This window comes from Bacillus sp. lyk4-R2A-2 (assembly GCF_030209735.1).
Lineage (GTDB): Bacteria > Bacillota > Bacilli > Bacillales > Bacillaceae > Bacillus > Bacillus pumilus.
In genome coordinates this window covers 353,288-365,850 of the sequence record NZ_JARVRK010000005.1, presented here as the reverse complement: position 1 = coordinate 365,850, position 12,563 = coordinate 353,288, and the positions used below count along the sequence as shown (strand labels likewise).

The 12,563-nt window shown below is 41.6% G+C and carries 14 protein-coding genes; 3 read left to right on the top strand and 11 right to left on the bottom strand.

Annotation, left to right across the window (positions count from 1 at the left end; translation table 11 throughout):
- Window position 1: 1 nt before the first annotated feature.
- The 5 genes from QRN39_RS08675 to QRN39_RS08655 all read right to left on the bottom strand — a co-directional run bounded on the left by QRN39_RS08675 (window position 2) and on the right by QRN39_RS08655 (window position 4,110).
- Window positions 2-919, bottom strand: coding sequence for an ROK family protein (locus tag QRN39_RS08675; RefSeq protein WP_137054963.1), 918 nt, complete (start codon window positions 917-919; stop codon window positions 2-4).
- Between the two features lie 131 nt (window positions 920-1,050).
- Window positions 1,051-1,479 carry a zinc uptake transcriptional repressor Zur gene (gene zur / locus QRN39_RS08670; RefSeq protein WP_003217433.1) on the bottom strand — a complete coding sequence of 143 codons (429 nt, stop codon included), beginning with the start codon at window positions 1,477-1,479 and terminating at the stop codon, window positions 1,051-1,053.
- Window positions 1,457-2,317 carry a metal ABC transporter permease gene (locus tag QRN39_RS08665; protein ID WP_003217436.1) on the bottom strand — a complete coding sequence of 287 codons (861 nt, stop codon included), beginning with the start codon at window positions 2,315-2,317 and terminating at the stop codon, window positions 1,457-1,459. The genes zur and QRN39_RS08665 overlap by 23 nt, the downstream gene beginning before the upstream one ends.
- On the bottom strand, window positions 2,317-3,093 hold the full coding sequence (locus QRN39_RS08660; RefSeq protein ID WP_050943751.1) for a metal ABC transporter ATP-binding protein: 777 nt from the start codon (window positions 3,091-3,093) through the stop codon (window positions 2,317-2,319). Before QRN39_RS08660 ends, QRN39_RS08665 begins: the two co-directional genes overlap by 1 nt.
- A 135-nt stretch (window positions 3,094-3,228) precedes the next feature.
- Entirely contained in the window at window positions 3,229-4,110 is an 882-nt protein-coding gene (locus tag QRN39_RS08655; protein WP_003217308.1) for a YitT family protein, read from the bottom strand.
- A gap of 140 nt (window positions 4,111-4,250) precedes the next feature.
- On the opposite strand from QRN39_RS08655, the gene QRN39_RS08650 reads away from it, so the two are divergent.
- Window positions 4,251-4,505 carry a DUF2624 domain-containing protein gene (locus QRN39_RS08650; protein ID WP_284906869.1) on the top strand — a complete coding sequence of 85 codons (255 nt, stop codon included), beginning with the start codon at window positions 4,251-4,253 and terminating at the stop codon, window positions 4,503-4,505.
- Between the two features lie 48 nt (window positions 4,506-4,553).
- Here the strand turns inward: QRN39_RS08650 and QRN39_RS08645 are convergent, their stop codons facing one another.
- On the bottom strand, window positions 4,554-5,447 hold the full coding sequence (locus QRN39_RS08645) for a deoxyribonuclease IV (protein ID WP_113387151.1): 894 nt from the start codon (window positions 5,445-5,447) through the stop codon (window positions 4,554-4,556).
- Between the two features lie 9 nt (window positions 5,448-5,456).
- Window positions 5,457-6,776 carry a DEAD/DEAH box helicase gene (locus tag QRN39_RS08640; RefSeq protein ID WP_003217519.1) on the bottom strand — a complete coding sequence of 440 codons (1,320 nt, stop codon included), beginning with the start codon at window positions 6,774-6,776 and terminating at the stop codon, window positions 5,457-5,459.
- Window positions 6,777-6,931: 155 nt separating this feature from the next.
- Here QRN39_RS08640 and vrrA point away from each other — a divergent pair, with 155 nt between their 5' ends.
- Entirely contained in the window at window positions 6,932-7,630 is a 699-nt protein-coding gene (gene vrrA / locus QRN39_RS08635) for a VrrA/YqfQ family protein (RefSeq protein WP_284906868.1), read from the top strand.
- 158 nt (window positions 7,631-7,788) lie between these two features.
- Entirely contained in the window at window positions 7,789-8,733 is a 945-nt protein-coding gene (locus QRN39_RS08630) for a 4-hydroxy-3-methylbut-2-enyl diphosphate reductase (protein WP_003217509.1), read from the top strand.
- A gap of 34 nt (window positions 8,734-8,767) precedes the next feature.
- Here the strand turns inward: QRN39_RS08630 and QRN39_RS08625 are convergent, their stop codons facing one another.
- The 4 genes from QRN39_RS08625 to rpoD all read right to left on the bottom strand — a co-directional run bounded on the left by QRN39_RS08625 (window position 8,768) and on the right by rpoD (window position 12,503).
- A complete protein-coding gene (locus QRN39_RS08625; RefSeq protein WP_050943748.1) occupies window positions 8,768-9,889 on the bottom strand; it encodes a Nif3-like dinuclear metal center hexameric protein in 1,122 nt (373 codons plus the stop codon).
- Window positions 9,882-10,598, bottom strand: a complete 717-nt coding sequence (locus tag QRN39_RS08620) for a tRNA (adenine(22)-N(1))-methyltransferase (RefSeq protein ID WP_106029136.1) — start codon at window positions 10,596-10,598, stop codon at window positions 9,882-9,884. The genes QRN39_RS08625 and QRN39_RS08620 overlap by 8 nt, the downstream gene beginning before the upstream one ends.
- 120 nt (window positions 10,599-10,718) lie before the next feature.
- A complete protein-coding gene (gene cccA / locus QRN39_RS08615; protein WP_003217503.1) occupies window positions 10,719-11,078 on the bottom strand; it encodes a cytochrome c550 in 360 nt (119 codons plus the stop codon).
- Window positions 11,079-11,381: 303 nt separating this feature from the next.
- A complete protein-coding gene (gene rpoD / locus QRN39_RS08610) occupies window positions 11,382-12,503 on the bottom strand; it encodes an RNA polymerase sigma factor RpoD (RefSeq protein ID WP_008342392.1) in 1,122 nt (373 codons plus the stop codon).
- Between the last annotated feature and the right edge of the window lie 60 nt (window positions 12,504-12,563).

Sequence of the window (12,563 nt, the reverse complement as noted above, 5' to 3'; positions counted from 1 at the left end):
TCTAATGTATCGGCTTTTTTGATGGAGCAAGCTTCCCTTCTGTCATGAGAAAATGGTACAGCGCTCCCTTCATGCCTGCCTGATTCAAGTAATAGCACGTTTCCACCTTCACTTGAATGTTTTTCCACGCAGGCAGAGTATGTAAATGTTTCTCAATGTTTGATAGCAAATCTGGTCTTGCGCTTACACCGCCACCAATGAGGATTTTCTCAGGATTAAGGACAGTTGCTACATTGTAAATACCAATGGCGATTCGCTTGTACCACTGATCCACTAGCTTTTCAATGGACGGATCATGCTTTGCCTTTTCAAAAATGGCTTGACCGTCTATTTGCGTGCTTTGCGGAATTCCTTGCTTTTCTTTATAGCTGCGAATTAAACCAGCTGTTGAAGCACTACTGTTGAGTGTTGTAAATTGTCCATTGTCTGTCTCTGTCAGCATCATGCCAAATTCACCGCCGCGGAAGGAAGCCCCGCGTACAAGCTGACCGCCAGCGAAAATACCACCGCCAACACCTGTGCCAAGCGTCATACAAATAAAACTGTCACACTCTTTCGCATGGCCACTGTATTTTTCTGCAAGAGCTGCACAGTTCGCATCATTTTCGACTTCAACACGAAGAGAGGTTTTCTCTTCTAAAAGAGTTTTTACATTTTGACCATTTAAGGCAATGATGGCTCCTGCAAATTCTGTATAACCTGTTTCACTGTCCACAAAGCCCGGAAGACTAATGGCGATTCCGCTGACATCTGACGTTCTCTGATATTGTTTGACCACATCCGCCATCGCTTCTAAAAACGGTTCAAGCTGACGGCAATTCGTTTCATAGTCACCGCTCGTGACCAGCCCCCCATCCCGATCCATTAATCCATGTTTTGTTCTCGTCCCGCCTACATCAAACACGACATAATACGCCACTTTTGACCCTCCCTTTACTCCAAAAGACACAAATTTCTTCAGTACCTTGTTCTCATTTTAATGAAACAGCCGCCCTTTGTAAAACGTTTTCAAAAAGACAAGAGAAAAAGCCAGCTCTGCGGCTGGCTGTTTTATGAGTGAACTTCCTTCGGTTCGCAGGAAGGACATGTTCCGTATATTTCGAATTTATGTCCGCTAATGTGATAATCCTCTAGATCGGCGTCTAACTTGTCCATAGGGCAGGCATCGATCTCCTTTGTTTTACCGCATGTCAGACAAATAAAATGATGGTGGTGATGAGAAAAGGAACATTTAAAACGAAAAAGCTTCTCACCTGACAATTCCGTTGTTTCTAATATACCTAAGTCTTCATATAGCGACAGGTTTCGGTAAATCGTATCAAAGCTAAGACCCGGGTAGTCTTCACTTAGTGCCGTCAGCACATTTTTAGCAGTCAAATATTTATCAGAATCAGAAAACAGTTGAAGCATGTCTTCACGTTTGCTTGTATACTTGTAGCCTTTTTCCTTTAATAAATCAAGCGCTTCTTGTACGTTCATGATGATTCCCCCTTTTGAATTTTCCAATAAAAATACATCCGATTAAAATCAAAATGGACAGCATCACAATGGTTCCGCCTGGCGCTAAATCTAGATAATAGCTTAAGATCAATCCCGCCAATACAGACAATTCACCGAACAAGATCGAAAGGAAAATCGCCTGTTTGAACCCTTTGGCAATGCGGATACTTGCCGCAACAGGAAGTGTCATGAGCGCAGAGACAAGTAGTGTACCTACGATACGCATCGATGCCGCAATGACAAGTGCGACAACTAAGATAAAAATAAAATGAATCCATTTCGCTGAAATACCAGAAGCCTTTGCATGCTCTTCATCAAAAGAAAGTAAAAATAATTCTTTATATAAAAGCACGACAACTAACACCACAACGAGTGAGATCCCAACAACAATCCAAAGATCTAATCTCGACACCGCACTGACACTTCCGAACAAATAACTAAACAAATCTGTATTAAAGCCATTCGCTAGTGAAATGAAGATGACGGAAATCCCGATACCGCCTGATAAAATAATAGGTATCGCCAGCTCCTGATAATGCTTATACACAGAGCGCAGGCGTTCAATAAATAACGAACCGGCAACAGAAAACGCCATCCCTAAGTACAGCGGGCTTACCCCTGTCAAGAGGCCAAACTTTTTATCAAGAAATAAACTAGCTGCAATACCGGCAAGTGATACGTGACTGAGGGCATCTGCAATCAGCGAGAGCCTTCTCACGACGATAAATACACCAAGCAAGGGCGCAATAAAACCGATCAGCATTCCTGCGATAAACGCATTTTGTAAAAATTCATAATGAAAAAATGGAAATAGCATTATTCATGTCCCCCATGATGGTGATGATCGTGATGAATCACTTGAATGTCATGTCCGTAAAATTGAGATAACGCCTGATCATCCATTGAATCAAACGTTGCTGCATCTCCGTGGAAATGAAGTGTCTGATTTAAACAAGCCACATGGGTGACTTTATCAGAAACGGTGCCCACGTCGTGTGTGACGAGAATTAAAGACATTCCTTTTTCTTTGTTTAATGTTTCGAGCAGCTGATAAAAGCCTTCTACTGTCCGCTGGTCTACCCCAACCGTCGGTTCATCTAAAATGAGCAGCTTCGGCTGACTGACGAGCGCACGTGCAATAAAGGCACGCTGCTGCTGACCGCCTGAAAGTTCCCCGATGTTTTGGTGCTTTAAATCTTGTATCCCAACTGAACGAATGGCTTCCTCAACTTGCCATTTGTCCTGCTTGCTCATTCGTTTGAATAAACCTATTTTCGCCGTCAATCCACTTGCGACGACTTCGTAAACAGAAGCAGGGAAACCTGTATTAAAACTATTCGCCTTTTGAGAAACAAATCCAATTTGATCCCAGTCTCTAAATTTTGAAGCAGGCGTGCCAAATAGCTTTAATTCACCTTGCTGTGGTTTAATGAGCCCAAGCAGGCACTTTAATAAGGTTGTTTTACCAGATCCATTCGGTCCAACAAGTGCTAGAAAATTTCCTTCCTCGACTGTTAAATGAATGTGATCTATGACATTTCGCTGTCCATACGAGTACGAAATGTCCTTCATTTCAATAATTGGCTTTGCCATGAATCTTTCCACCTTTAATCAATATAAAAAGAATGATTACGATTTATACAACAAAAAGAAAATGGCTTTTGCCATTTTCTCTGTCCATACATACATTTCATTATATAAAAGAAAGATTAAAAAGTAAAATAAAAGCTAATGAATGGCTGTTTTGAACTTACCGCCTTTTGTTTCATGCGTATCCATAATCGTAATAAATGCTTGACTATCAATTTCAAATACAATGGATTTTAGCTTTGTGATTTCAAGTCTTGTGACAACGGCGTAGATGACATCTTTTTCTTCATCTGTATAACCGCCTTTCCCTCTCAGCTTTGTCGTTCCCCTGCCAAGTCGATGAAGAATCGCATCTGAAATTTCATCATAATAATCTGACACGATAATGACAGCTTTTGTTTCATCAAGCCCTTGAATGACAGCATCAATTGTTTTCATTGCCAAATAATATGTCATAACAGAATACATAGCCTGCTCTGGTCCGAAGACAAAGCCTGCCCAAATAAAAATGAACACATTGACGATCATGACAAACTCACCGACGGAGAATGGAATTTTTTTCGTTAGCAGAATGCCTAAAATCTCTGTTCCATCCATTGAGCCTCCATTTCGAATGACAAGTCCCACACCAAAACCAAGTAATAGCCCGCCAAATACAGTGGCTAAGATTGGCTGATTTGTAAATGCCTCTACATGATGAAGTGAAGATTCAATCACGGCTAAGCTGACAATCCCAATTACTGTGGAAACCAGAAAGGTTTTGCCAATATGTTTGTATCCTGATATCATAAATGGAATATTCAAAATGACAACAATCGTCGCAAAATTGATGAATGGGTTATCTGTAAAGAGATAATCCAAAATAAGCGAAATGCCGATGATGCCTCCATCGATAATATTGTTTGGCACTAAAAATAATTCAATGCTGACTGCTGCGCATGTAGCTCCTACTAGAATCAGGAAAATTCTAAATATAAAATGAGGCACTGATTCCTTTCTATGCTGTTTACTATTTGCCATACGTTCTCCCCTCTACACAACTTAAATTTTCAATGAACATTTTATTCACTTTACTATTTTATCATTTCACAGGGTAAAATAAAATTTTTTGCACATTTTCCGTTTTCGCCCATACATTGTTACAGAGGGGAGGAATGGAATTGATTTTAATTCAAAAAATTGTCCTGCAACGGCTCAATCAGATCACAGCAAATGATCTGTTAAGGTATGCGAAGCAGTATGGTGTCAGTTTAACGTCAAACCAAGCTGCTGAGGTGGCCAAACTCATGAATGGGAAGAACATCAATATTTTTAATGATGCAGAGCGTAGCCAGCTTCTTAAGCAAGTAGAAGCGATTACATCTAAACAGACAGCTCAGACTGTCAATGATCTGTTTAATCAGTTTACAAGTTAAACAAAAAAGGGCCGCATTTAGCGGCACCTCATGATGTTATATGCTTTTTTACTGATTCTTAATTTTATCTAGTAAGCCTTCGTCAAATTGCTTTTCTTTTAGCATTGCAATTTCGAATTTGTAAGGTGGCTTTTTGTTCTTTTTATCTTCACCTACATAAGGCGTTTCTAAGATTTTTGGTACATCTTGAAGCTGCGGATGATGCACAATATTGTTCAGTGCATCGAAGCCAATTTCACCAAAGCCGATATTTTCATGTCGGTCTTTTCTTGCGCCTTGTACGTTTTTACTGTCATTAATATGAAGAACCTTGATTCGGTCAATACCGACGATTCGATCAAATTCTTCTAACACCCCATCAAAGTCAGTCACAATCGGATAACCAGCATCGTGTGTGTGACACGTATCAAAGCAGACAGAAAGTGCTTCGTTATGTGTCACTCCGTCGATAATTTGGGCAAGCTCTTCAAAGCTTCTTCCGCACTCTGATCCTTTGCCAGCCATTGTTTCAAGTGCAATTTGAACCTTTTGCCCTTTTACGATGACTTCGTTTAAACCTTCAATGATTTTTTGGATTCCTGCTTCTGGTCCTGCTCCGACATGTGCACCTGGGTGGAGAACAATCTGCCTCGCACCTAGCGCTTCTGTACGTTCAATCTCAGAGCGAAGGAAGTCCACACCAAGCTCAAAGGTCGCTGGATTGACGGTGTTCCCAATATTAATAATATATGGTGCATGCACGACGATATCTGTCATACCATGCTCTTTCATATGCGCTTGTCCAGCTTCAATATTGAGGTCTTCAATTTTTTTACGGCGCGTATTTTGCGGTGCACCTGTATAAATCATAAACGTATTCGAACCATAAGAGGCAGCTTCTTGACTCGCTGCAAGAAGCATATGTTTTCCGCTCATGGATACATGTGAACCAATCTTCAACAATGTTTCCCCCTACTTTCCATTACGCTTTGACTTTCTACGTTCCTGTCTTTTGATTTTGTCCATCTCACGTGTCATTTTCTTTTTATATCCAGGTTTGACGGCTTTCGGTTTTCTCACAAGACGCTTTGCTTTTTCTTCAATTTCATTAGGTGCTTTTTTACGTCTTTGACGCTTCAAGCGGTCATCTGCATCTCGCCATTCGCCATGAACAATGGTTTTGTTTTCAAACACAACGCCCATTTTCTCAATTTGAATGAGTGCATCCTCATCAGCAAGCTCATAAATAGTCATCGCAATTCCAGATGAACCAGCTCGAGCCGTTCGACCAACACGGTGAACATAAAAATCAAGATCAGATGGAAGTTCATAGTTGATCACATGGCTGACGCCTTTAATATCAATTCCGCGGGCTGCAAGGTCAGATGCCACAATATAAGTGAACTCTAAATCATCAATTTGTTTCATCACTTTTTTACGTTCGCGCGGCGTTAATCCACCATGAAGCACTCCAACTTTCATTCCTTTTTCTTGTAGGAATGATGCGATTTCATCAACGGTTGTTTTTGTATTGGCAAAAATGATGCCTAAATAAGGCTGTACATTCGTCACCATTTCATGGAGCAATTTTAGCTTGTCGCGCTGTTTAGATGGGACTAAAATATGCTGGATGTTTTCAGCTGTAATCCGTTTTGGTTCAACATGGGCATATTTTGGATTGTCCATATATTTTTTCAGGAATGGCTTTAGTTTTTCTGGAATCGTTGCTGAGAACACAAGCATTTGCAGCTGCTCTGGCATTTGTGAACCAATACGGTCCACATCTTCTAAAAAGCCCATATCCAGCATTAAATCCGCTTCATCAATGACAAGAGATGTCGCTTTGTAAACGTTCAGCGCCTGCTCATGAATGAGGTCCGCAATACGTCCAGGTGTGCCGACAACCAAATGCGGCTGGTTTTTTAGCTTTTGAATGGATTTCTGCTTGTCCGTTCCGCCAATGTAAAGCTTTGCTTTAATTTCTTCTTCTGGAGAGGCCTTCTTTAAGATCGTTTGGGCTTCTTTGAAAATTTGATTGGCTAATTCTCTTGTAGGTGCAGTAATCACGACTTGTACGTGCTCTTTGCTTGGATCAATTGAATGAATAAGCGGCAATAAGTACGCGTGGGTTTTCCCTGTTCCTGTTTGTGATTGACCAATCACGCTTTCTCCTTTTAACACAGCAGGGATAATTCTTTTTTGAATATCAGTTGGCTCATAAAAGCCCAGTTCATGAATAGCATCTATTATAAAAGACTTTAATTCATATGTCGTAAATTTTGTTTCGTTCATGTTTTCACTCCTTAAGGCAATGCCTTTTTGCTCATCTCCTCATTATAGCTGATTTTCAGCAAAAAAACCATGTCCGCTTTTCTTACAGGAAACCAATTGATGCTTCCTTGCATAACCTATGATTAGAAAGAGAATGCAGTAAGGGAGGTACAAGTATGTTAGGGCAAAGGCCTATGGGCGATTTTCAGCCGCACCGTCCCTCACGCCGGCATCTTGGAAATGGCGGACAGCCCGGAATTTTTCAAAGGAGGCAGCAGGCTCCTATCGAACAGACTTTTCAAGGGCAAGGCAATCAATTTCAGCAAATGATGCCTCGCTCCCCGTCTGTACAGGGAGGCGGTGTACGCGGAATGGGCGGAATTCCAGGAGGCGAAAGCCGTGCACTAGGCGGCGGAGCAGGAATGAAAGGCTTGCTCTCTAAATTTCTTCCTGGCGCAGGGGGAGCAGGGGTTTCTGGAGGTGGTGCGGGATTACAAGGAATCCAGAGCTTCGCAAATCCTGCAACCCTCTCAAGCATGTTGGGAAATGTTCAAAAGGTGCTCGGAATGGCGCAGCAATTTACGCCAATGATTCAGCAATACGGTCCTTTAGTCAGAAATTTGCCTGCGATGATTAAGCTGTACAGCCAGCTTGGCAGTGCAGATGATGATGAAACAAGTACAGATGAAGAACCTAAAGAAATCGGCGAGGAAACAGAAGTGCAAAAAGAGGTTGCATCAGGAGATGATGAAATAGAAGAAAACGAAGAACCAGAGGACATCCTCGTCAAAAAAGCAGCTCCTCACACATCACCTGCTCCTGAAGCAAAACCGAAAAAAAGACCTGGCAGCTCTGTTCCAAAACTATATGTCTAGTGATCTTTTAACGGCGAAGTGTCCCCTGCGTATAACAATCTTTGATATATACGCTTACTTTGGCTATAATGGAAGCTAGAGAATGATAAAAAGCCGTTTTTCCACGGCTTTTTATATTGTTCTTCTCTAGCAGCACTTCCCTACAGGAGGACGAATAAATGAATGTAATTAAAATTTCGCCGCGTGGCTATTGCTATGGCGTTGTAGATGCAATGGTCATTGCTAAAAATGCCGCACTTGATAAAAACTTGCCACGCCCAATTTATATATTAGGTATGATTGTGCACAACAAACACGTGACAGATGCCTTCGAAGAAGATGGGATCTACACACTGGACGGCCCAAACCGCTTGGACATTTTAAAGCAGGTTGAAAGCGGAACAGTTATTTTCACTGCTCACGGCGTTTCACCTGAGGTTCGTCAAATTGCAGAAGAAAAAGGTCTTGTCGCCATTGATGCAACCTGTCCCGATGTAACGAAAACACATGAACTCATTTCAGAGAAAACAGCCGATGGGTATGACATTATTTATATCGGAAAAAAAGGTCATCCTGAGCCAGAGGGAGCTGTCGGAGTAGCCCCTGACAAGGTGCATCTTGTCGAATCAGAAGCGGACATTGAGGCGCTCGATTTAACATCAGATAAATTGCTTATCACCAATCAGACAACGATGTCTCAGTGGGATGTCCACGATCTGATGGAGCTCATAAAAGAGAAATATCCTCACGTCGAGTACCATCAAGAAATTTGTCTTGCGACACAAGTACGTCAGGAAGCTGTATCTCAGCAAGCTGGCCAAGCCGATCTTACCATTGTTGTCGGCGATCCAAAAAGTAATAACTCCAACCGTCTGGCACAAGTGTCAATGGAGATTGCTGGAACGCAGGCTTACCGTATTGGTGACCTAAGTGAGCTCAAGCTGGAGTGGCTGCAAGGCGTAAATACCGTTGCCATTACTGCTGGCGCTTCTACACCAACGCCTATTACAAAAGAAGTGATCCGTTTCTTAGAAAACTACGAGCCGGATGATGAATCAACTTGGAAGATTGAACGATCGGTTCCTCTTTCGAAAATACTACCGCGCGTGAAAACAAAGAAATAAACGTCAGAGCTTCTATGCTCTGACGTTTTTTTGTTTACATAAATTGAAATGGATTTGTGTTTGATTCAGAAACAAAGAGCTGTACATCATACTTTTTCTCTGAACATAGCGATTGAAGCTTCGCCTTTACGCCCTCTTTCATCATCTTTTCTGCATAATGCCCTGGGTCCACTACGTTCAGCCCGAGCATCATGGCATCATGGGCGACATGGAAATAAAGGTCCCCTGTCACATATACATCAGCACCCATTCTTTTTGCTTGATGAATGTATTTATTTCCGTCTCCGCCAAGCACAGCTACTTTTTTCACAACAGCGTCCTGATCACCTACAAAGCGAGCACCATTTACATCCAGCTTTGTCTTCACAAATCGCGCGAAGTCTCCAAGGGTCATAGGCTCTCTTAGCTCCCCTATACGGCCAAGCCCTTTTTGAATAGGAGGAAGGTCTGTCGTGTGTACACTATAAGCGACTTCTTCATAAGGATGTGCTTTGATCATTTCACGAATGACTTTTTTTTCAATACTTGCCGGGAAAATGGTTTCAATCCGTACTTCTTTAACAAATTCCAATTGACCGGTCTCACCAATGAACGGGTCCGCATCTTCTGATGGCAAAAAGCTGCCTGTCCCTTCATTTGAAAACGCACAATGGCTGTAGTTGCCAATATGGCCGGCGCCCGCATTTCCTAAAGCTGTCCGGATGGCTTCTTCAAATTCCTGCGGGACATAGAGGGCAAGCTGTTTGATTTGATCTTCATATGTCGGGACTAACACACTTGTTTCTTCAAGCTCTAAAGCCTCCGCAAGCAAGTCATTGACTCCTCCATCAGCCACATCTAAATTCGTATGTGCCACATATACTGCAATATCATGTTTGATGCATTTCTCAATGATTCGTCCAGCTGGCTGATCTGTCGCTACATGTTTTAACGGACGGAAGATCGGCGGATGGTGAGCAATCATGAGATCCACATTTTTTTCGATCGCCTCATCTACCACATTCTCTAGTACATCTAAGGTGATCATGACATTGTTAACCTTTTTATTTAACGTCCCAATCTGGAGACCGATTTTGTCACCTTCCATGGCATATGCCTTTGGTGAAAATTGTTCAAATAATTGGATGATTTCATGTCCGTTTACTGTTTTAGCCAACAGTCAAAACCTCCTTTAGAATCTTTATTTTTACATGCAGCTCTTCAAGACGCTCCTTGTTCTCTTCTGTTCGCGCTGCCTGCTGAATTTGACTTTCTATCTTCTCCATATGCTGGAGCTCTTGCATCCACTTGCGCCGGAAGACGTCATTTTGCTCTTTCGCAAGAAACGGACCAACTAGCATGCCTGTTTCAATTGACATCCCTTCATAGGCTTTATCTTTGTCGCCTTTTTCGGCGATGATGATTTCGTATATTTTGCCATCCTCTTCTAAAATGACTTCACCCATCAATTCATACCCCTCTTGATAGAGCCATAAACGAATGTGGTGAGCATGGATATTCGGCTGAAGAATAAGCCTTTCATGGCCTGTGAGCTTATGCTTGCCGTCATGTAAAATGCTTGCGATGAGTGCTCCGCCCATACCTGCAATCGTTACAGCATTCACTTCGCCCTTTTCAATGACTTCAAGACCATTACCTTTTCTGACCGAGATCTGGTCATCTAATTCAAGTCTATGTACTTGCTGCTTCGCCGATTGAAGCGGTCCTTCTGTAATTTCACCAGCAACCGCTTTTACTGCTTTTTGATGCAGGATCGCATAGCACGGCAAATAGGCATGATCTGAGCCGATATCAGCAAAGACAGCCTCATGTGGTAAAAAGTCTGCGACTCTTTTTAATCGTTTTGATAAATTCATTTCATTCATACGTATCACTACTTTTCTTTAATGTTCATACTTGTCTATCTTATATAAATTATGGACTTTTTAAAAGTCGTTTTCAAATGAAAAAAGCTCTTCTGATCAAAAAGAGCTTTTTGCGTAACATTATTTAATTTTGGATACCCATTCTGACATTTCATCGAGCTTTTCATTCGGGATTAGCCCGCCTGGCATCCCGTTGCCGCCTTCTTGAATTTTCTTCTTAATGTCTGCTACTTCAAGCTTGTCTCCAACACCTTTTAATGCAGGACCAGCACCGCCTTCATAGTTTTCCCCGTGACAACTCAGACAGTTTTGCTTATACAATTCTTCCGGCGTCGCATTCGCTGTTTCTTCTTGCTTTTGCTCCTCGCCTCCAGAGGCGATTTTGTCTTCATCTTTCAGCCCCTTCATTGATAAGAAAAAAGTGAGTCCAATACCTAAAATGGCAATCAATAAAAATGGTATAAGTGGATTCCGTTTCATTTCTTTCATCCTCCCCTTTGTGAAAACCCCTTTAAGACTATACAAACAATTCTAATTCTACTTTAATTTTACAAAAAGTAAACGAATTATGATACAAAACTTTGGTCAAGTTCACAGATTAGACAAAAATGATGCAAAGATGAGAAATGAAGCCTTCAGCACATTTTGATGTATTTTTTATACATCTTTTCTCTAAGAACGTTGCAAATTTATTATTTATTCAGTAAAATATAATCAGATTGAAAAAAGCGTTTTCATTTTTGATGAAGAAAGAACGGATCTCTTTCAAGATCCGTCCAGTTTCTACTCTAAGAAGTCTTTTAATCGTTTACTTCTGCTTGGGTGTCTTAATTTACGCAGAGCTTTCGCTTCAATTTGGCGGATACGCTCTCTTGTGACGCCGAACACCTTTCCAACCTCTTCTAACGTACGTGTTCTTCCGTCATCTAGTCCGAAACGTAGTCTCAGTACATTTTCTTCACGGTCCGTTAGCGTGTCTAGTACATCTTCAAGCTGCTCTTTTAACAATTCGTATGCAGCATGGTCAGATGGAGATGTCGCCTCTTGGTCTTCAATAAAATCACCAAGGTGCGAGTCATCTTCTTCACCAATAGGTGTTTCTAAAGATACTGGCTCTTGCGCAATTTTAAGAATTTCTCTAACCTTTTCTGGCGTTAAATCCATATCTTCAGCAATTTCCTCTGGCGTTGGTTCTCTGCCTAGGTCTTGCAGAAGCTGTCTTTGAACACGGATCAATTTATTAATGGTTTCTACCATATGAACCGGGATCCTGATTGTTCTTGCCTGATCGGCAATCGCCCGCGTGATCGCCTGTCTAATCCACCAAGTCGCATATGTTGAGAATTTGTATCCTTTGCGGTAATCAAACTTCTCAACTGCCTTCATAAGACCCATGTTTCCTTCTTGAATCAAGTCAAGGAACAGCATACCACGTCCGACGTAGCGTTTCGCGATGCTGACAACGAGACGAAGGTTTGCTTCCGCTAATCTTCTTTTTGATTCCTCATCGCCTTCTTCGATCTTTTGAGCATACGTAATTTCTTCTTTAGCAGATAACAAATTGACGCGTCCGATTTCTTTTAAGTACATACGAACAGGATCATTAATTTTGACACCTGGTGGTACGCTTAAATCATTTAGGTCAAATTCTTCTTCTGCTTTAGCCAGCTGCTGAACATTTGGGTCTTCTGTCTCTTCGTTTTCACTAATGAGCTCTACACCCTGTTCGCCTAAATATTCATAGTATTCATCCATTTGGTCTGATTCAATTTCAAAGCTAGACATACGCTCTGCAATTTCTTCGTATGTTAAAACGCCCCGTTTTTTACCCGTTTCAGTGAGCTTATCTCTCACCTGTTCAAAGGTTAATTCAGTTTCGGTTTCGTGGGCTTGTTTATCAGCCATTATGGATCCCTCCTTCCAAAGCTTGCAACGAATTCTAAAGTAACTTGCGATTTGCTTCCG

Coding starts and splice junctions, on each gene's coding strand:
- QRN39_RS08620 (WP_106029136.1), bottom strand. CDS start 10,598: ATGAATGAAATGAATTTATCAAAACGATTAAAAAGAGTCGCAGACTTT.
- rpoD (WP_008342392.1), bottom strand. CDS start 12,503: ATGGCTGATAAACAAGCCCACGAAACCGAAACTGAATTAACCTTTGAA.
- vrrA (WP_284906868.1), top strand. CDS start 6,932: ATGTTAGGGCAAAGGCCTATGGGCGATTTTCAGCCGCACCGTCCCTCA.
- QRN39_RS08660 (WP_050943751.1), bottom strand. CDS start 3,093: ATGGCAAAGCCAATTATTGAAATGAAGGACATTTCGTACTCGTATGGA.
- cccA (WP_003217503.1), bottom strand. CDS start 11,078: ATGAAACGGAATCCACTTATACCATTTTTATTGATTGCCATTTTAGGT.
- QRN39_RS08665 (WP_003217436.1), bottom strand. CDS start 2,317: ATGCTATTTCCATTTTTTCATTATGAATTTTTACAAAATGCGTTTATC.
- zur (WP_003217433.1), bottom strand. CDS start 1,479: ATGAACGTACAAGAAGCGCTTGATTTATTAAAGGAAAAAGGCTACAAG.
- QRN39_RS08630 (WP_003217509.1), top strand. CDS start 7,789: ATGAATGTAATTAAAATTTCGCCGCGTGGCTATTGCTATGGCGTTGTA.
- QRN39_RS08655 (WP_003217308.1), bottom strand. CDS start 4,110: ATGGCAAATAGTAAACAGCATAGAAAGGAATCAGTGCCTCATTTTATA.
- QRN39_RS08640 (WP_003217519.1), bottom strand. CDS start 6,776: ATGAACGAAACAAAATTTACGACATATGAATTAAAGTCTTTTATAATA.